General features: G+C 38.9%; 25 protein-coding genes and 1 pseudogene. All 26 read left to right on the top strand.

What is annotated here, in order from left to right; genetic code table 11:
• Window positions 1-9: 9 nt before the first annotated feature.
• Window positions 10-273, top strand: a complete 264-nt coding sequence (rpsQ, locus tag KZC02_RS18710; protein ID WP_221390094.1) for a 30S ribosomal protein S17 — start codon at window positions 10-12, stop codon at window positions 271-273.
• 2 nt (window positions 274-275) lie between these two features.
• Entirely contained in the window at window positions 276-644 is a 369-nt protein-coding gene (gene rplN / locus KZC02_RS18715; protein ID WP_221390095.1) for a 50S ribosomal protein L14, read from the top strand.
• Window positions 645-692: 48 nt separating this feature from the next.
• Complete coding sequence (gene rplX / locus KZC02_RS18720; protein ID WP_221390096.1) at window positions 693-1,034, top strand: 50S ribosomal protein L24; 342 nt, start codon at window positions 693-695, stop codon at window positions 1,032-1,034.
• Between the two features lie 76 nt (window positions 1,035-1,110).
• The gene (rplE, locus tag KZC02_RS18725) at window positions 1,111-1,671 is read left to right on the top strand and encodes a 50S ribosomal protein L5 (protein WP_221390097.1); all 561 of its coding nucleotides are present in this window, start codon (window positions 1,111-1,113) and stop codon (window positions 1,669-1,671) included.
• A gap of 27 nt (window positions 1,672-1,698) precedes the next feature.
• On the top strand, window positions 1,699-1,968 hold the full coding sequence (gene rpsN, locus KZC02_RS18730) for a 30S ribosomal protein S14 (RefSeq protein ID WP_221390098.1): 270 nt from the start codon (window positions 1,699-1,701) through the stop codon (window positions 1,966-1,968).
• 77 nt (window positions 1,969-2,045) lie between these two features.
• Complete coding sequence (gene rpsH, locus KZC02_RS18735) at window positions 2,046-2,444, top strand: 30S ribosomal protein S8 (RefSeq protein ID WP_138480894.1); 399 nt, start codon at window positions 2,046-2,048, stop codon at window positions 2,442-2,444.
• Between the two features lie 21 nt (window positions 2,445-2,465).
• On the top strand, window positions 2,466-3,023 hold the full coding sequence (gene rplF / locus KZC02_RS18740; protein ID WP_221390099.1) for a 50S ribosomal protein L6: 558 nt from the start codon (window positions 2,466-2,468) through the stop codon (window positions 3,021-3,023).
• A gap of 46 nt (window positions 3,024-3,069) precedes the next feature.
• Window positions 3,070-3,423: a 50S ribosomal protein L18 gene (rplR, locus tag KZC02_RS18745; RefSeq protein ID WP_221390100.1), complete on the top strand. Its 354-nt coding sequence runs from the start codon at window positions 3,070-3,072 to the stop codon at window positions 3,421-3,423.
• Between the two features lie 13 nt (window positions 3,424-3,436).
• On the top strand, window positions 3,437-3,952 hold the full coding sequence (rpsE, locus tag KZC02_RS18750) for a 30S ribosomal protein S5 (RefSeq protein WP_221390101.1): 516 nt from the start codon (window positions 3,437-3,439) through the stop codon (window positions 3,950-3,952).
• 34 nt (window positions 3,953-3,986) lie between these two features.
• Window positions 3,987-4,166 (top strand): 50S ribosomal protein L30, encoded by a 180-nt coding sequence (rpmD, locus tag KZC02_RS18755; RefSeq protein WP_304488623.1) that lies wholly within the window; start codon window positions 3,987-3,989, stop codon window positions 4,164-4,166.
• 12 nt (window positions 4,167-4,178) lie between these two features.
• Window positions 4,179-4,624 (top strand): annotated as a pseudogene (rplO, locus tag KZC02_RS18760) (50S ribosomal protein L15).
• Window positions 4,625-4,685: 61 nt separating this feature from the next.
• Window positions 4,686-5,999, top strand: a complete 1,314-nt coding sequence (secY, locus tag KZC02_RS18765) for a preprotein translocase subunit SecY (protein ID WP_221390102.1) — start codon at window positions 4,686-4,688, stop codon at window positions 5,997-5,999.
• A gap of 9 nt (window positions 6,000-6,008) precedes the next feature.
• Window positions 6,009-6,806 (top strand): type I methionyl aminopeptidase, encoded by a 798-nt coding sequence (map, locus tag KZC02_RS18770; RefSeq protein WP_221390103.1) that lies wholly within the window; start codon window positions 6,009-6,011, stop codon window positions 6,804-6,806.
• A 12-nt stretch (window positions 6,807-6,818) separates the two neighbouring features.
• Window positions 6,819-7,037 carry a translation initiation factor IF-1 gene (gene infA, locus KZC02_RS18775; RefSeq protein WP_015813810.1) on the top strand — a complete coding sequence of 73 codons (219 nt, stop codon included), beginning with the start codon at window positions 6,819-6,821 and terminating at the stop codon, window positions 7,035-7,037.
• Between the two features lie 41 nt (window positions 7,038-7,078).
• Window positions 7,079-7,195: a 50S ribosomal protein L36 gene (rpmJ, locus tag KZC02_RS18780; RefSeq protein WP_090341197.1), complete on the top strand. Its 117-nt coding sequence runs from the start codon at window positions 7,079-7,081 to the stop codon at window positions 7,193-7,195.
• A gap of 5 nt (window positions 7,196-7,200) precedes the next feature.
• Window positions 7,201-7,578: a 30S ribosomal protein S13 gene (rpsM, locus tag KZC02_RS18785; RefSeq protein WP_221390104.1), complete on the top strand. Its 378-nt coding sequence runs from the start codon at window positions 7,201-7,203 to the stop codon at window positions 7,576-7,578.
• Between the two features lie 43 nt (window positions 7,579-7,621).
• Window positions 7,622-8,017, top strand: a complete 396-nt coding sequence (gene rpsK, locus KZC02_RS18790) for a 30S ribosomal protein S11 (RefSeq protein ID WP_221390105.1) — start codon at window positions 7,622-7,624, stop codon at window positions 8,015-8,017.
• A gap of 91 nt (window positions 8,018-8,108) precedes the next feature.
• Complete coding sequence (rpsD, locus tag KZC02_RS18795) at window positions 8,109-8,714, top strand: 30S ribosomal protein S4 (RefSeq protein WP_221390106.1); 606 nt, start codon at window positions 8,109-8,111, stop codon at window positions 8,712-8,714.
• A 125-nt stretch (window positions 8,715-8,839) separates the two neighbouring features.
• Window positions 8,840-9,829, top strand: a complete 990-nt coding sequence (locus tag KZC02_RS18800) for a DNA-directed RNA polymerase subunit alpha (RefSeq protein WP_221390107.1) — start codon at window positions 8,840-8,842, stop codon at window positions 9,827-9,829.
• A gap of 77 nt (window positions 9,830-9,906) precedes the next feature.
• Window positions 9,907-10,473 (top strand): 50S ribosomal protein L17, encoded by a 567-nt coding sequence (rplQ, locus tag KZC02_RS18805; RefSeq protein WP_221390108.1) that lies wholly within the window; start codon window positions 9,907-9,909, stop codon window positions 10,471-10,473.
• A 179-nt stretch (window positions 10,474-10,652) separates the two neighbouring features.
• Window positions 10,653-11,729: a glutamine-hydrolyzing carbamoyl-phosphate synthase small subunit gene (carA, locus tag KZC02_RS18810; protein WP_229253668.1), complete on the top strand. Its 1,077-nt coding sequence runs from the start codon at window positions 10,653-10,655 to the stop codon at window positions 11,727-11,729.
• Window positions 11,730-11,980: 251 nt separating this feature from the next.
• Entirely contained in the window at window positions 11,981-13,252 is a 1,272-nt protein-coding gene (gene eno, locus KZC02_RS18815) for a phosphopyruvate hydratase (RefSeq protein WP_221390109.1), read from the top strand.
• Window positions 13,253-13,261: 9 nt separating this feature from the next.
• Window positions 13,262-13,639, top strand: a complete 378-nt coding sequence (locus tag KZC02_RS18820; protein ID WP_229253669.1) for a septum formation initiator family protein — start codon at window positions 13,262-13,264, stop codon at window positions 13,637-13,639.
• A 30-nt stretch (window positions 13,640-13,669) separates the two neighbouring features.
• The gene (locus KZC02_RS18825) at window positions 13,670-14,167 is read left to right on the top strand and encodes a low molecular weight protein-tyrosine-phosphatase (protein WP_221390110.1); all 498 of its coding nucleotides are present in this window, start codon (window positions 13,670-13,672) and stop codon (window positions 14,165-14,167) included.
• Between the two features lie 63 nt (window positions 14,168-14,230).
• On the top strand, window positions 14,231-15,763 hold the full coding sequence (gene gpmI / locus KZC02_RS18830; protein ID WP_221390111.1) for a 2,3-bisphosphoglycerate-independent phosphoglycerate mutase: 1,533 nt from the start codon (window positions 14,231-14,233) through the stop codon (window positions 15,761-15,763).
• A 103-nt stretch (window positions 15,764-15,866) separates the two neighbouring features.
• On the top strand, window positions 15,867-16,478 hold the full coding sequence (locus tag KZC02_RS18835; RefSeq protein ID WP_221390112.1) for a hypothetical protein: 612 nt from the start codon (window positions 15,867-15,869) through the stop codon (window positions 16,476-16,478).
• Window positions 16,479-16,520: the final 42 nt, after the last annotated feature.

The raw sequence follows: 16,520 nt of genomic DNA on the forward strand, positions 1-16,520 counted from the left end.
TTAGAAATTATGGAGGCAACAGAAAGAAATTTACGCAAAGAAAGAGTCGGCAAAGTGGTGAGTAACAAAATGGATAAATCCTGTGTTATCACTGTCGAACGTAAGGTAAAGCATCCGATGTATGGTAAGTTTATGACTAAAACTACCAAGTTAATGGTGCATGACGAAACAAATCAGGTTGGAATTGGTGATACAATCCGCGTGATGGAAACTCGTCCGCTTAGTAAGAACAAGCGTTGGAGATTAATAGAAATCCTTGAAAGAGCGAAATAACCATGGTACAGCAAGAATCAAGACTGTCGGTAGCAGATAACAGCGGCGCAAAGGAAGTACTCGTAATTCGTGTACTGGGCGGAACTGGAAAGCGCTATGCATCAGTAGGCGACAAGATCGTCGTAACAGTAAAATCTGCTCTTTCTTCAAGCAGTATGAAAAAGGGAACGGTTTCAAAGGCCGTTGTGGTACGGACCAAAAAGGAAGTACGACGCAAAGATGGTACATACATTCGTTTTGAAGATAATGCAGCGGTTTTATTGAACAACAATGATGAACCACGCGGTACACGTATCTTCGGCCCTGTTGCACGGGAATTGCGTGAAAAGCAATTTATGAAGATCGTATCATTGGCACCAGAAGTGTTGTAAGAAATCAAAATCTAAGTATTTCTTTAAACCGTTAAGAGATTACCTCAAATGGAAAGTAAAAATAAAAAAGCCCCAGCAAAATTGCATATCCGTAGCGGAGATACTGTGAAAGTAATTTCCGGTAATGCAAAGGGCGAAACAGGAAAAATTAAAAAAGTGCTTATCGAGAAATCAAGAGCTACTGTGGAAGGGGTTAACATGATAACAAAACATGTTAAACCAAATGCACAAAATCCACAAGGGAGCATTGAGAAACTGGAAGGTACTATCCATATCAGCAATTTGATGGTGGTAGATCCTAAAACCGGGGAGCCAACCCGTACAGGTCGTAAAGCAGATGACAAAGGAAAATTGCAACGCTTTTCTAAAAAGACTGGCGAGTTTTTATAAAACTTCGCTTTCAGAATTAGCGTGTATATATAAATAAGCGAGTGGGTCGGCAATCCACAATAACTAATTTAACACAATGGCACAGCCAAGATTAAAAATAAAATACACGAGCGAAGTAGTTTCGCAGCTGAAAGAAAAATTTCAGTATAAGTCAATCATGCAGGTTCCGCGTTTGACTAAAATCGTGATCAATAAAGGAATAGGTGCAGCAGTTGCTGACAAGAAACTTGTTGACACAGGTGTTGAAGAACTAGGTTTGATCACAGGCCAAAAAGCAATCGCAACGATTTCTAAGAAAGCGGTATCTAACTTTAAACTGCGTGAAAACATGCCGATCGGTGCTAAAGTCACCTTACGCGGAGATCGTATGTATGAATTCCTGGATCGTCTGACTTCCATCGCTATGCCTCGCGTACGTGATTTCAAAGGAATCAGTGACAAGGGTTTTGACGGACGTGGTAATTACACATTCGGTGTTAAAGAGCAGATAATCTTTCCTGAGATCAGTATCGAAAAGGTAAATAAGATTACAGGTATGGATATCACATTTGTTACTTCAACCAATTCTGACGAAGAAAGTTATGAATTGCTGAAAGCACTTGGAATGCCTTTCACTAATGCGAACAAACAAGGATAATTCTTAAGATTAAGATATTTACCGACAATGGCAAAAGAATCAGTAAAAGCACGGGAAAGAAAAAGACAAGCGTTAGTAGCTCGTTATGCTGAAAAGCGTAAAACATTGAAAGCTGCTGAAGATTGGGTTGGTCTTGATAAATTACCACGTAACTCTTCACCTGTACGTCTGCACAATCGCTGCAAAATAACAGGAAGACCTCGTGGATATATGCGAAAATTCGGAATTTCAAGAGTTCTGTTTCGGGATATGGCCTCAGATGGTAAAATTCCGGGTGTTACCAAATCAAGTTGGTAGGAATACTTTCAATTCTGATTTCAATTACTTAACTTTGCACTCCCATTTAAAAGGGGTGTACAAAACCAGGCATAAAAATGTTAACGGATCCCATAGCAGATTATCTAACCAGACTCAGAAATGCCATCAAGGCAAAACATAGAGTTGTAGAGATACCTGCATCCAACATAAAAAAAGAAATAACGAAGGTACTTTTTGATAAAGGTTATATCCAGAGTTATAAGTTTGACGAAATCGGGCCTCAGGGTACAATCAAGATAGCCTTGAAATATAATCCTGTGACGAAACAGTCTGCAATTGTAAAATTGGAGAGAGTCAGTAAGCCGGGGTTGCGTAAATATTCAGGTTCATCAACACTACCGCGTGTTTTGGGTGGATTAGGAACTGTAATCATCTCTACATCTAAGGGTGTAATGACTGATAAGGAAGCTAAGACATTGAACGTAGGTGGAGAAGTGTTATGTTTCGTGTATTAATATTTTAAAGGTATTCAGGAAATGTCACGAATAGGAAATAAAAGTATTGTTTTACCGGCAGGTGTCTCTGTATCAGTTGCAGATGATAATGTTGTATCGGTAAAAGGACCGAAAGGAACTTTGACTCAAGCAGTAGATAGCGACATGAGTGTTGAAATCGAAGGAAATGAGTTGAGAGTGAAACGGCCTACAGAGCAGAAACGCCACAAAGCGTTACATGGCTTGTATCGTTCATTGATCAATAACATGATCATTGGTGTAGATGCAGGGTATAAAAAGGAATTGGAAATTATTGGTGTAGGTTATAAGGCTAGTGCTGCTAACAATGTGTTAGAATTGCAGCTGGGTTATTCTCACAACATTTTCATGTCAATTCCTGAGGAAATTAAACTTACAACTACTTCTGAAAAAGGCCAGAATCCAAAAGTGATTTTGGAAGGAATTGACAAAGAGTTGATAGGTTCGGTTGCTGCGAAGATTAAGTCGTTACGTAAAGTTGAGCCTTACAAAGGTAAAGGTATACGTTTTGTTGGTGAAATTGTACGTCGTAAAGCTGGTAAGTCTGCCTCTAAGAAGTAGTGCATAGCCACGGAATGATATTTAAACAAGTTAGATAAGATTAAAAATGGCTACCGCAAAAGTAGATAGAAGACAACGCCTGAAGTACCACATTCGTAAAAAGGTGAAAGGTAGTGCTGAGCGCCCGAGATTATCGGTTTTTCGTTCAAACACCAGCATTTATGCACAAATCATTGATGATATAACTGGTGTTACCCTTGCAAGTGCGTCGTCCGTAGAGCTTGGGGGAAGAAAAGAGAACTCAAACGTGGATGTAGCTCTTGAAGTTGGTAAAAAGATTGCTGCTAAAGCACAGGAGGCAGGTATTCAAGCGGTTGTATTTGATCGTAATGGATATTTGTATCACGGTAAAGTAAAAGCATTGGCCGAAGGAGCTCGTGAGGGTGGCCTGAAATTCTAGAACAATAAAGACTATGTCTACAAATACAAAACCTTCAAAGGTTAACGAATCGGATCTGAAAGAACGCGTAGTAGCAATCAATCGGGTAGCAAAAGTAGTAAAAGGTGGTCGTCGTTTTAGTTTTTCGGCTATCGTTGTTGTGGGTGACGGTAATGGTACTGTGGGCCACGGCTTGGGTAAAGCTAATGAGGTTACTGATGCAATTGCAAAGGGGATTGATGATGCAAAAAAGAATTTGATACAAATTCCAATGTTGAAACATACTGTTCCTCATGCTATGGAAGGTAAATTCAGCGGTGGTTTTGTTTTAATTAAACCAGCTGCTCCAGGAACAGGTGTACTTGCGGGTGGTCCTATGAGAGCGGTTCTGGAAAGTGCTGGTATCAAGGATGTATTGGCAAAATCAAAAGGATCATCCAATCCGCACAATGTAATTAAAGCTACAATTGATGCTCTTTTGAAAATGAGAGCTCCTCATCAGGTTGCTTTTCAGCGTGGCGTTAAATTGGACAAAGTTTTTAACGGATAATCTTTTACAGGATATTCCATATCTGATAGTAATCATGTCAAAAGTACGTATTACACAAATTAAGAGTACAATCGATCGTCCGGAAAGACAAAAACTGACTATAAAAGCGTTAGGTCTTGGAAAACTGAACAGATCGGTTGAAAAGGAGAACAGCGATGCGATTGCTGGGATGATCCGGAAGGTTAGCCATTTGGTAACAGTTGAAGAAATTTAATATAACAATAGTATGAATCTTAGTTCATTAAAACCGGCTGCTGGCTCCGTTAAAGTTGGAAAGCGAGTTGGACGTGGTCAGGGATCCGGTAAAGGGGGACTTCGGCACGTGGACATAATGGTGCTCAATCTCGTTCAGGATATAGCCGCAAATTGGGTTTTGAAGGAGGCCAGATGCCACTTCAAAGGCGTTTACCTAAATTTGGCTTTAACAATATTAATAGAGTTGAGTACAAAGCGTTAAACCTTGATGCTATTCAAAGCCTGGCTGAAAAAGCAAATGTAACAGTGATTACATTGGAATTGATTCGTGAAAATGGGCTGTGTGCGAAAAAAGACCTGGTTAAAATTCTTAACAGAGGTATAATTTCATCTGCAGTTGAAGTTCAGGCACATGGTTTTTCTACAGCTGCTATTGAGTCGATTGAGAAAGCAGGAGGTAAGGCAGTTAAGTTATAACTATTGTTGTTCGATTGAACATAAATTGTTTACTATCGTATAGCTATTGTAAGCCCAGAACATGAAACGATTTTTTGAGACGATAAAACACATATTTTCAATAGAGGAGTTGAGGACACGTATTCTCAACACTCTTTTGTTTATAACGATATTCCGTTTAGGGTCGTATGTAGCTTTGCCTGGCGTCGAGCCGGACAATATGAATGTTTCTACTGAAGGCTTGTTAGGTCTGATCGATGTCTTTGTTGGTGGCTCTTTTAGTAAAGCCTCCATTTTTGCATTAGGCATCATGCCATATATTTCTGCATCGATTGCGATACAGCTTTTGACTATGGCATTGCCATATTTTCAAAAGATGCAGAAAGAGGGTGAATCAGGACGAAAGAAATTAAACCAGTTTACACGGGTGCTTACTATTGTTGTTACACTTGTGCAGGGAACTGCTTATTTGAATACAATGGTTCCTGACGAAGCACTACTGGTTCCACGTAGCCTTTTTTCCATCTCGTCTGTATTTGTACTTACAGCGGGTACCATGTTTTGTATGTGGTTGGGTGAGAGAATTACTGATAAGGGTATTGGAAATGGAATATCAATGCTTATTATGATTGGTATTGTTTCCCGTTTTCCGGGTGCTATTTATAAAGAATTTGTTTCCAGAGGCAGTGGCCAAATCCTATTGTTTGTAATTGAAATAGTAGCATTGTACTTTGTTATAATGGGTGCTGTAATGTTAACACAGGCTGTTCGCAGGATACCTATTCAATATGCAAAACAAGTTGTTGGTAACCGGGTAATGGGTGGACAGCGTCAGTATTTACCCTTGAAGCTTAATGCGGCTGGTGTAATGCCAATCATTTTTGCTCAGGCATTGATGTTCATTCCTTCATTGGGTGCTTCTTACTTTGCCGAAAAGAGTGACTTCGCTAGTGATGTTGCTACAATTTTTGCGAATTATACAACCTGGCAATACAATCTGTTATTTGCTGTATTAATTATAGTATTTACCTTTTTTTACACTGCTATTTCGGTAAATCCGCAACAGATTGCAGATGATATGAAAAGAGGTGGTGGATTTATTCCGGGTGTAAAACCAGGACAGCAAACGTCAGAATATATTAGTTCTATTCTGGATCGTATCACCTTCCCAGGATCTTTGATGCTTGCTGTTGTTGCGACTTTACCTGCGTTTGCCAGCTTATTAGGAGTATCTACGGACTTTGCACATTTCTTTGGAGGAACATCTTTACTTATTATGGTTGGTGTTGTTTTGGATACTTTACAACAAGTGGAAAGCTACTTGCTTATGCGTAGGTATGAAGGCTTAATGAAATCAGGACGCGTAAAAGGTAGAACAGAAAGTGTTGCTATCTAAAAGGAAGTAATGATTTATTTGAAAACCGAAGAGGAGATAGAACTCATCAAGATAAGCGCCCAGGTATTGGGAAAAGCGCATGCAGAGGTAGCTCTTTGGGTTAAGCCAGGAGTTACAACCATGAAGCTGGATGCAATTGCTGAGGAATACATAAGAGATAATGGTGGAATTCCTTCTTTTAAAGGATTTAATAATTTTCCTTCTTCACTTTGTATATCCGTTAATGAAGTGGTAGTACATGGTTTTCCAAGTAACTATGTATTGAAAGACGGAGATATTGTGTCGATTGACTGTGGTGTAAAACTGAATGGCTTTCATAGTGACAGTGCTTACACTTATCCAATCGGAGAAGTATCTAAGGAAGTAAAAGATCTTTTAACAGCTACAAAAAGGTCATTATACCGTGGTATTGATCAGGCAGTGGATGGATTGAGAATTGGTGATATTGGTCATGCAGTTCAAAGTTATGTTGAAGAACGGGGTTACACAGTTGTGAGAGAGCTTGTAGGTCATGGCGTAGGTAGAAACTTGCATGAAAGTCCGGAAGTTCCTAATTATGGTAAAAAAGGTAAGGGAATTAAATTGAAAGAGGGTATGGTAATAGCTATCGAACCAATGATCAATTTAGGAACCAAGTCTGTGATGCAGGAGCGTGATGGATGGACGATCCGGACAAGTGACCGGAAATATTCAGCTCATTTTGAGCACACAGTTGTTGTTCGTAAGGGAAAGGCCGAAATTCTGACTACCTTCGACTATATTGAAAAAGTAACGGCCAATACCAGTCTTATGGTAGAAGTAAAGTAATAAACGCTACGAATGGCAAAACAAGCATCGATTGAACAAGACGGAGTAATTTTAGAGGCACTTTCTAATGCTATGTTTCGTGTTGTTTTAGAAAATAAGCATGAAGTGATTGCTCATATTTCAGGAAAAATGAGAATGCATTATATAAAAATATTACCGGGCGACCGTGTTAAGTTGGAAATGTCTCCTTACGACTTATCAAAGGCAAGAATTACTTACCGGTACAAATAGGGAGAAGACCACCTGAATATTAACAATAAGAAAAATTCGAGATGAAAGTCAAAGCATCAGTAAAGAAGCGCAGTGTAGACTGCAAAGTTATACGCCGAAAGGGGAAGGTATATGTAATTAACAAGAAGAACCCACGGTATAAACAAAGACAAGGTTAATCATTATGGCACGTATTTCAGGAGTAGATATTCCCGACCGTAAAAGAGGCGAGATCTCACTAACTTACATTTTTGGAATTGGTCGCAGTTCAGCGAAAAAAATTCTTAGTAAAGCTGGTGTGGATGTTGACAAAAAAGTAATTGATTGGACTGATGATGAGTCTGGTGCAGTTCGTGCGGTTATTTCGGGTGAATATAAAGTAGAAGGCGCACTTAAGTCAGAAGTTCAATTAAGCATCAAACGCTTAATGGACATTGCTTGTTATCGGGGTCTTCGTCATCGTAAGGGATTGCCATTGCGTGGACAAAGAACGAAAAATAACTCTCGTACTCGTAAGGGTAAACGCAAAACTATCGCGAACAAGAAAAAGGCTACTAAATAAACAATGAGAAGTGGGTTTAAGCCCATAACTTATGTAACGAGCAATGGCACAAAATAAAAGAAAAGATAAAGCAAAAAAGAGAGTAGTAGTGGTGGAATCTGTTGGTCAGGTTCACATTAAAGCTTCTTTCAATAATATAATTATCTCTATTACTAACAGTAATGGTCAGGTAATATCATGGGGATCTGCCGGTAAAATGGGTTTTCGTGGTTCTAAAAAGAATACACCGTACGCAGCTCAGACTGCTGCCCAGGGTGCTGCACAGGTAGCATTTGATTTGGGTATGCGCAAAGCTGAGGTTTTTGTAAAAGGACCTGGTTCGGGACGTGAGTCTGCAATCCGTACTATACAAAATGCGGGTATTGAGGTCACTACTATTCGTGATATTACTCCGCTTCCACACAACGGATGTCGCCCTCCAAAGCGTCGCAGAGTATAGTTTCAAGTCAATATTAATATTGCCCATTCGTAATTTGGACACTGGGGTTACTGAATGGTTTTCTAATTTTTTCGCAAACAAATAGTTTTTAATGGCACGTTACACAGGTCCCAAATCAAAGATTGCAAGACGTTACGGAGAACCCATCATGGGCCCGAGCAAAGCGCTTGCTAAGAAAAATTACCCTCCAGGAGTTCATGGAAAGGGTCGCCGTTCCAAAAAATCGGAATATGCTTTACAATTAATGGAAAAGCAGAAGGTTAAATTTATTTATGGTATTCTTGAAAGACAATTTCGTAATTTATTCGAGAAAGCGTCTGTTAAAGACGGTATTACCGGAGAAAATTTACTTAAATATTGTGAGGCGCGTTTGGATAACACAGTTTATCGCTTAGGAATTGCTCCTACGAGACGTGCTGCCCGTCAGTTGGTATCTCACAAACACATTCTGGTTGATGGTGAAATTGTTAATATTCCATCATACTCATTGCGTCCTGGTCAGGTTGTGACTGTACGTGAAAAATCCAGATCACTGGAAGCTATTACTGATAGTCTGGCTGGTCACAGTACCAAAGGATTCAGTTGGTTGGAATGGGATGTTCAGCAATTAACTGGGAAATTTGTAACTTTCCCGGACCGCGAATCTATACCTGAAAACATCAACGAGCAACTTATCGTTGAATTGTATTCTAAATAATTTCTTCATTAAGAGCACGTCTTGGTTTACAAGGGGTGCTTTAGCTGGAAACAGCAATTTTGCGATCGCAAAGGTAACGGTAGCGTGATCAACTATCATTTACTACTATAAAAGGAGCAAGGACTATGTCAATATTAGCTTTCCAAATGCCTGATAAGGTCGTCATGGAAAAAGCAGATGACTTTCACGGGTTGTTTGAGTTTAAGCCTTTAGAGAAAGGATACGGCGTAACAATTGGTAATGCGTTACGTAGAATTCTCCTTTCATCTTTAGAAGGTTACGCCATTACGAGTGTGAAGTTCCCAGGTGTTCTTCACGAATTTTCTTCTATCGAAGGTATAGTTGAGGATGTAACTGAAATCATCCTGAACCTGAAAATGGTTCGTTTTAAAAAGGTTACGGATTTAAACGAAAGCAGAATCGTTGTAAACCTTAAAAATGTATCGGTTATTACTGCCGGAGACATTGGTAAGTTTACGAGTGCTTTTGAGGTTTTAAATCCTGATCAGGTTATTTGTCATATTGATGACAACAAGGAGTTCGAGATGGAACTTCTATTGGATAAGGGAAGAGGATACGTTCCTGCTGACGAACCAAGAGCAAACGAGTTGCCTTTCGGATATATCGCAGTAGATTCTATCTACACGCCTATTAAAAACGTAAAATACAGCGTTGAAAACACGCGGGTTGAACAACGTACAGACTACGAACGTTTGTTGATCGATATTCAGACTGACGGATCTATTCATCCGGAAGATGCGTTGAAAGGTGCAGCAAATATTTTGATTCAACACTTTATGCTATTCTCGGATCAGACTATGACGTTTGAAAAACAGAAAGCTGAAGAAGACAATCAGGTTGATGAAGAAATGTTACGTATGAGGAAATTACTCAAAACGTCACTTTCTGAACTTGACTTATCTGTACGTGCTTATAACTGTTTGAAGTCTGCTGATGTTAAATCATTGGGAGATTTAGTAAGGCTGGAAATTTCTGATATGATGAAATTCCGTAACTTTGGTAAAAAGTCTTTGACAGAGTTGGAACAGCTTGTTGCTGACAAACAACTTGTATTTGGAATGGATGTTGCCAAATATCGTTTAGACGAAGACTGATTTTAAGTATTCAATAATAAGTATGTATTCTAGTAGCGCGCGTTTGACGCAGCTCGAAGCAACTAAACAAAACAATAATGAGACACGGAAAGAAAGATAATCACTTAGGAAGAACGGCATCTCACCGTAAGGCGATGTTGTCAAATATGGCTTCTTCATTGATTATTCACAAGAGAATTGAAACCACTACGGCAAAAGCGAAAGAACTTAGAAAGTATGTTGAGCCTTTGTTAACACGTGCAAAGGAAGATACTACCCACAACAGACGTATTGCATTTTCTTATCTTAACGATAAAGAATCTACAAAAGAACTTTTTGGGATCGTTTCTGACAAAATTGCTGATCGTCCAGGTGGTTATACCCGTATTATTAAATTAGGTATCAGACTTGGGGATGCTGCTGAAATGGCAATGATAGAGTTAGTTGATTTCAACGATGCGCTATTATTGGCTAATGCTGATAAACCTGCAAAAACACGTCGTAGTAGACGAGGTGGCAAAAAGGCAGATGGCTCAGATGCAGCACCGGAAGTTGCGGTAGCTAAAAAAGCTGATTTCCCAATCGTAGCAGAATCTGAACCTTCTGATGAAGCACCAGCTGCTGATTCTGATAGTGAAACTTCGAAAGATGATAAAGGCGAATAAAATAATGCTTCGGGTTATAAAATCTTTTTAGTAAGAGGGTTAAACGTTTTTCGTTTAACCCTTTTTTATGAACGAAATTACAATTTTAAGGTTTACAATATAGACTTATTTAAAAGCAGGTTACTTAGTATCCGAAAATCGATTTAACCATATATGAATCAAAAAAAGAAGCTTTATTATTGCTGGAAGATGGAACGGCGTATAGAGGATTGGCTTTGGGAATTAATGGCACAACGGGTGGTGAAATTTGTTTCAATACCGGAATGACGGGTTATCAGGAAATTTATACTGACCCATCCTATTTTGGTCAGATTATTGTAAATACCAATGCTCACATTGGGAACTACGGGGTTCAATTAGACGATGAAGAAGAATCCGCTTCTGTCAAGATCAGAGGAATGGTTTGTAATACATTTTCAAATATATATTCAAGGCATACTGCGGATTTTTCATTGCAGGAATATTTTGAGCGTGCAAATATTGTAGGAGTAAGTAATGTGGATACGCGCCATCTTGTTCGCCACGTTCGTCAGAAGGGTGTAATGAATGCAATTATCTCTTCGGAGGTTCTGGATGAAACAGAATTGATGACTGAGCTTCAAAAAATACCATCTATGGATGGTTTGGAATTGTCGTCTCAGGTAACAACGAGTGAAGCTTATTATGTAGGTGAAGAATCGCAAAGCACCTGGCGTGTGGCTGTAATGGATTACGGTATTAAGAAAAGTATTCTTAAAAATCTTACGTCTCGTGGCTGTTACTGCAAAGTTTTCCCCGCAAAGACATCTTTCGAAGATGTGATGAAGTGGCAGCCGGATGGGTTTTTTATTTCCAATGGACCCGGAGATCCTGCTGCAATGACTTACGCAGTTGATAATGTGAACCAAATGGTTCTTACGGGGAAACCGTTATTTGGAATATGCCTTGGACATCAGCTTTTAGCACTTTCCAGCGGTATAAACACCTATAAAATGCATAACGGACATAGGGGACTAAACCATCCTGTGAAGAATGTCATTTCAGGATTTTGTGAAGTTACCTCTCAAAATCATGGATTTGCTGTTAACCCCGATGAAATTGAAAATCATCCGGACGTAGAAATTACACATGTAAATCTGAATGATAAAACTATTGAGGGAATTCGCAGGAAAGATTATCCGGCATTTTCAGTTCAATATCACCCGGAGGCTTCACCAGGGCCGCATGATTCACATTATTTGTTTGATGAATTTACTGGGTTGCTTTCAGGCAACTAAAATCAGAGGGAAAAAATCCACGGTTTATAGCCGTGGATTTTTCATGTCTACTGTAATTTTATATTGATTAGAGAATTTTACTGGATTTAACTCTTCAGTAAATCTTTTTTTCTGATAATTAACTCATCGCGATATTGTTTTTAAAGACGTTAAATTTATGTTAAAATGAATTGTCGCTTATGGATGACAATTTTTTTGTGTTATTTTGTACCGTTAACATATTCCATTTCTAATCAAAACCCAAGCTGCAAATGAGTACGATTCAGTCAGTACATGCAAGACAAATTCTGGATTCACGGGGAAACCCAACAGTAGAAGTAGATATACGCACCGAAAATGGTTATCTGGGACGTGCTGCTGTACCTTCTGGTGCATCAACAGGTAAGCATGAAGCAGTAGAACTTCGCGATGACGACAAAAGTGTATATGTTGGAAAAGGGGTTTTGAAAGCTGTTGAGAATGTAAATGACATTATTTTTCCTGAGTTAATAGGATGTTCCGTATTCGAGCAAAATCTTATTGACAAAATCATGCTGGAATTGGATGGCACTCCTAACAAAAGCAAATTGGGAGCTAATGCAATTCTTGGCGTTTCACTGGCTGCGGCAAAAGCTGCGGCTCAGGAAGCTAATCTTCCATTGTATCGTTACATTGGTGGAGTAAGTGCAAATACACTTCCGGTACCCATGATGAATATCCTGAACGGCGGTAGCCATGCAGATAATTCAATCGATTTCCAGGAATTCATGATTTTGCCTGCGAAAGCGGATACTTTCTCTGAATCTTTGAGAATGGGAGTAGAAGTGTTTCATACCTTGAAAACGGTATTGAAAAGTAAGGGATATTCTACTAACGTTGGTGACGAAGGTGGTTTTGCTCCAAATATTAAATCCAATGAAGAAGCAATTGAGATAGTAATTCAGGCAATTGAAAAAGCAGGTTACAAACCTGGTGAAGATATTTTCATTGCAATGGATGCAGCGGTTTCCGAATTCTATGAAAACGGATTATACCATTTCAAAAAATCAGATGGCCGTAAACTGACTTCTGATGAGATGGCTGATTACTGGACACAATGGGTTGCTAAATATCCGATCATTTCAATCGAAGATGGTATGGACGAAGATGACTGGGCAGGTTGGAAAACTCTGACAGAATCTGTTGGAAGCAAATGTCAGCTTGTTGGAGATGATTTGTTTGTAACAAATGTAACACGTTTACAGCAAGGTATAGAATCTCAGATCGCTAATGCTATTCTTGTTAAGGTGAATCAGATCGGAACATTGTCAGAAACAATTGATACTGTTAACCTTGCTAAAAGAAACAGCTATAAAACAATTATGTCTCACCGTTCTGGTGAAACCGAGGATTCTACTATCGCTGATTTGGCTGTGGCATTAAATACCGGTCAGATAAAAACTGGGTCTGCTTCTCGTTCTGATCGGATGGCTAAATACAATCAGCTGCTTCGTATTGAAGAAGAATTGGGAGAAAGTGCTTACTTTCCAGGATTGAAATTTTAAAAAACAATAATGCAACCGGGGCTTTTAGCTCCGGTTTTTTTGCTTCAAAGCATGTTAGATTTTAAAAATCATTGGGCTCTAAAGCCACTTCGTAATTTTTACACCGCAACATTAGTGGCTTGGTTAGTCTGGGTTCTTGTACTGGATAATAACAATCTTAAAGTGGTTGTAATTAACAGAATGAAGATGAAGGAACTTGAAAAGGAGAAAAGCGTTCTTGCTGAGAAAATTCAGCAGGTTAAAAAGGAGCGCAATGAAGTATTTGGTAATCCTAAAATGCTGGAAAAGTGGGCTAGGGAAAAATTCATGATGAGACGTCCTAAAGAAGATGTTTATGTGATAGTGGATGAAAATAACAAACCCGTAGAAAGTATAGAAGAACAATAATTTAGATAGATACCAGGATAAATACACCATTTGATACAAGTACTTTTCGTGTGTTTGGGCAACATCTGCCGTTCACCAATAACTGAGGGGATTTTTAAGGATCTGGTAAGAGAAAAAGGATTGGAAGCTATAATTCAATGCGATTCAGCAGGAACCGCTGCTTACCATATAGGAAGCTTGGCTGACAAACGAATGCGGAAAGTGGCATTAGCACAGGGCATTATACTTACACATTGTGCACGTCAATTTTCTGACAAAGATTTTAATGACTACAATTATATCCTGGCAATGGATCAATCAAACTATGAGCACATCAGGAAAAAAGGCCTGCGGGGCGATGGATCTTATTTACCGGAACAGCAGTTATATTTATACAGAATGTTTGATCCCAAGCGCGGTTCATCGGTAAATGTTCCTGATCCGTATTATGAAGAAATAGCTGCTTTTGAGGAAGTTTGCGAAATTGTTAAAAGAAGTGGAATAGCTTTTCTGGATTTTATAATTAAAAAACACAACCTTACTATTTAAGCAATGTGTAAGTCACAATCGCTTCACATATCCCTGAATTTTAAATACTAAATCATTACGACATTGAGCAAGAAAGTCATTCTTATTATTATGGACGGTTGGGGAATCGCCAAAATTGGTGAAGAGAACCGTTCTGCTGTTTTAGCAGCCAATACTCCTTTTTATGATAGTATTTTAGAAAGATACCCCCATAGTAAATTAGCAGCCAGCGGCCTTGCAGTCGGTCTTCCTGATGGGCAGATGGGCAACTCAGAAGTGGGACATACCAATCTGGGAGCAGGACGAGTTGTATACCAGGATTTAGTAAAAATAAATCTGGCTGTTTCAGAAGGTACGTTAGGCAAGGAGAAAGTTTTGACTGATGCGCTGGATTATGCAAAAACAAATGATAAAAAAGTACATTTCATTGGTCTGGTTTCTGATGGTGGTGTACATTCTCATATTGACCACGTAAAGGGTTTGTGTAAAATAGCAAATGACAGAGGCCTTAAAAATGTCTTTGTCCATGCATTTACAGATGGAAGGGATTGTGATCCAAAAAGCGGGCTTGCATTTTTGACAGACCTTGAGAAATCAATGGAGCAAACAAGCGGACAACTGGCAAGCATTACGGGCCGTTATTATGCCATGGACCGTGATAAAAGGTGGGAAAGGGTAAAGTTGGCTTACGATGCTATGGTTCTTGGTGAAGGAAAACGGGTAAAATCTTCAGATATGCTCAAATCGCTGGAAGAGTCGTATGAAGAAGGCATCACCGATGAATTTATTATGCCTGTTGTAGCAGTGAAAGAAAATGGAGAGCCTCTGGCTGTAATTGAAGAAGGTGATGTGGTTTTGTGTTTTAATTTCAGGACAGACCGTGGCAGGGAAATTACGGAGGCCCTTACGCAGCAGGATTTCCATGAGCAGAATATGCACAAACTCAATCTGCGTTATATTACTATGACTAATTACGATGACACTTTTAAAGGTGTTGAAGTAATTTTTGATAAAGATAATTTGAATAATACACTTGGGGAAGTTCTGGAAGGTGCTGGCAAAAAACAGATACGAATTGCTGAAACTGAAAAATATCCACATGTGACTTTTTTCTTTTCGGGAGGCCGTGAAAAACCATTTATAGGAGAAAGCCGTTTGATGTGCCCATCTCCAAAGGTGGCAACTTACGATCTTCAGCCGGAAATGTCAGCTTTTGGTCTCCGGGATGCTATTATTCCTGAATTGGAAAAGGAAGAAGTAGATTTCGTTTGTCTTAATTTTGCTAATCCTGATATGGTCGGTCATACAGGTGTTTTCGAGGCTGCTGTAAAGGCATGTGAAACTGTTGACCAATGTGTTCAGGCTGTTGTATCTACCGGTTTAAATCATGGCTATTCTTCCATTATTATCGCAGATCACGGCAATTCGGATTATATGCGAAACGATGATGGTTCGCCTAATACCGCCCATTCGCTTAATCTGGTACCATGTATACTTGTTGACAGTGAATACAGCAAACCAATTAATGATGGTAAATTAGCTGATATAGCGCCAACTATTCTGGAATTGATGGGAATAGCAAAACCGGCAGAAATGATCGGTACCAGTATTTTGTAAATAAATAGTTTTACTGACATAAATATATAAGAGAGCTCGTTAGGGCTCTCTATTTTTTATTTGCGGATTATTAAGATCTGTAAAAACCGAATTGCCTTTTATCATGTATAAAGAATCTGTTATCGCCATTAGTAAAAAAGCAAGGTCTACATTCATTATGCTTTTCTTTTTAATTTTCTCATGCGCTCTATTTTCTTGTGACAATCCGGAAAACGAGCAGGATCAGGTAAAAAAGTACTTTGACCTCAAAGGATTTATTGAAAGTCAGATTAATATAATGGATCAGGACAAACCAGTTGTTTTTAAGACAATGGGCATAGGAGAAGAACAGAATGAACGGTCTTCAAAGGAAATTAATTGGAAAAGGGAATTTGAATTGTTTATACAGGCAGATATTAACAAACCTGCGTATAGCCAAAGTTATATAATTACGCGTCCTGATTCCATGACTTATGAATATCAGATAAAGCAAGGACAGGATTTACCCGTTAAAAGTTTGAGAATAAAGCTGGATGCTCCTGGCGGTATGCCAATACAGATTGTAGCACAGCTGAAATCAGTAAATAAATTATATCAGTCAGAAAAGAATATTGAGATAAGCTGCGATGTGAAAAATAAAAATAGCAGGATAAAGTCTTACCAGATTACCGGATTTCAAAAGCTGGTGACCATGGAAAAGAAACCATTTATGATTAAAGCGATTATAAATTATTAGTTCGTTTTTGCATTATTTGAAGCTGTACTCTTTCACCATAAA

It is taken from the genome of Dyadobacter sp. NIV53 (assembly GCF_019711195.1).
Lineage (GTDB): Bacteria > Bacteroidota > Bacteroidia > Cytophagales > Spirosomataceae > Dyadobacter.

Excerpts from the sequence above, each read along its gene's own strand:
- rpsQ (WP_221390094.1), top strand. The coding sequence starts at position 10 with ATGGAGGCAACAGAAAGAAATTTACGCAAAGAAAGAGTCGGCAAAGTG.
- rplN (WP_221390095.1), top strand. The coding sequence starts at position 276 with ATGGTACAGCAAGAATCAAGACTGTCGGTAGCAGATAACAGCGGCGCA.
- rplX (WP_221390096.1), top strand. The coding sequence starts at position 693 with ATGGAAAGTAAAAATAAAAAAGCCCCAGCAAAATTGCATATCCGTAGC.
- rplE (WP_221390097.1), top strand. The coding sequence starts at position 1,111 with ATGGCACAGCCAAGATTAAAAATAAAATACACGAGCGAAGTAGTTTCG.
- rpsN (WP_221390098.1), top strand. The coding sequence starts at position 1,699 with ATGGCAAAAGAATCAGTAAAAGCACGGGAAAGAAAAAGACAAGCGTTA.
- rpsH (WP_138480894.1), top strand. The coding sequence starts at position 2,046 with ATGTTAACGGATCCCATAGCAGATTATCTAACCAGACTCAGAAATGCC.
- rplF (WP_221390099.1), top strand. The coding sequence starts at position 2,466 with ATGTCACGAATAGGAAATAAAAGTATTGTTTTACCGGCAGGTGTCTCT.
- rplR (WP_221390100.1), top strand. The coding sequence starts at position 3,070 with ATGGCTACCGCAAAAGTAGATAGAAGACAACGCCTGAAGTACCACATT.
- rpsE (WP_221390101.1), top strand. The coding sequence starts at position 3,437 with ATGTCTACAAATACAAAACCTTCAAAGGTTAACGAATCGGATCTGAAA.
- rpmD (WP_304488623.1), top strand. The coding sequence starts at position 3,987 with ATGTCAAAAGTACGTATTACACAAATTAAGAGTACAATCGATCGTCCG.
- secY (WP_221390102.1), top strand. The coding sequence starts at position 4,686 with ATGAAACGATTTTTTGAGACGATAAAACACATATTTTCAATAGAGGAG.
- map (WP_221390103.1), top strand. The coding sequence starts at position 6,009 with ATGATTTATTTGAAAACCGAAGAGGAGATAGAACTCATCAAGATAAGC.
- infA (WP_015813810.1), top strand. The coding sequence starts at position 6,819 with ATGGCAAAACAAGCATCGATTGAACAAGACGGAGTAATTTTAGAGGCA.
- rpmJ (WP_090341197.1), top strand. The coding sequence starts at position 7,079 with ATGAAAGTCAAAGCATCAGTAAAGAAGCGCAGTGTAGACTGCAAAGTT.
- rpsM (WP_221390104.1), top strand. The coding sequence starts at position 7,201 with ATGGCACGTATTTCAGGAGTAGATATTCCCGACCGTAAAAGAGGCGAG.
- rpsK (WP_221390105.1), top strand. The coding sequence starts at position 7,622 with ATGGCACAAAATAAAAGAAAAGATAAAGCAAAAAAGAGAGTAGTAGTG.
- rpsD (WP_221390106.1), top strand. The coding sequence starts at position 8,109 with ATGGCACGTTACACAGGTCCCAAATCAAAGATTGCAAGACGTTACGGA.
- KZC02_RS18800 (WP_221390107.1), top strand. The coding sequence starts at position 8,840 with ATGTCAATATTAGCTTTCCAAATGCCTGATAAGGTCGTCATGGAAAAA.
- rplQ (WP_221390108.1), top strand. The coding sequence starts at position 9,907 with ATGAGACACGGAAAGAAAGATAATCACTTAGGAAGAACGGCATCTCAC.
- eno (WP_221390109.1), top strand. The coding sequence starts at position 11,981 with ATGAGTACGATTCAGTCAGTACATGCAAGACAAATTCTGGATTCACGG.
- KZC02_RS18820 (WP_229253669.1), top strand. The coding sequence starts at position 13,262 with ATGCAACCGGGGCTTTTAGCTCCGGTTTTTTTGCTTCAAAGCATGTTA.
- KZC02_RS18835 (WP_221390112.1), top strand. The coding sequence starts at position 15,867 with ATGTATAAAGAATCTGTTATCGCCATTAGTAAAAAAGCAAGGTCTACA.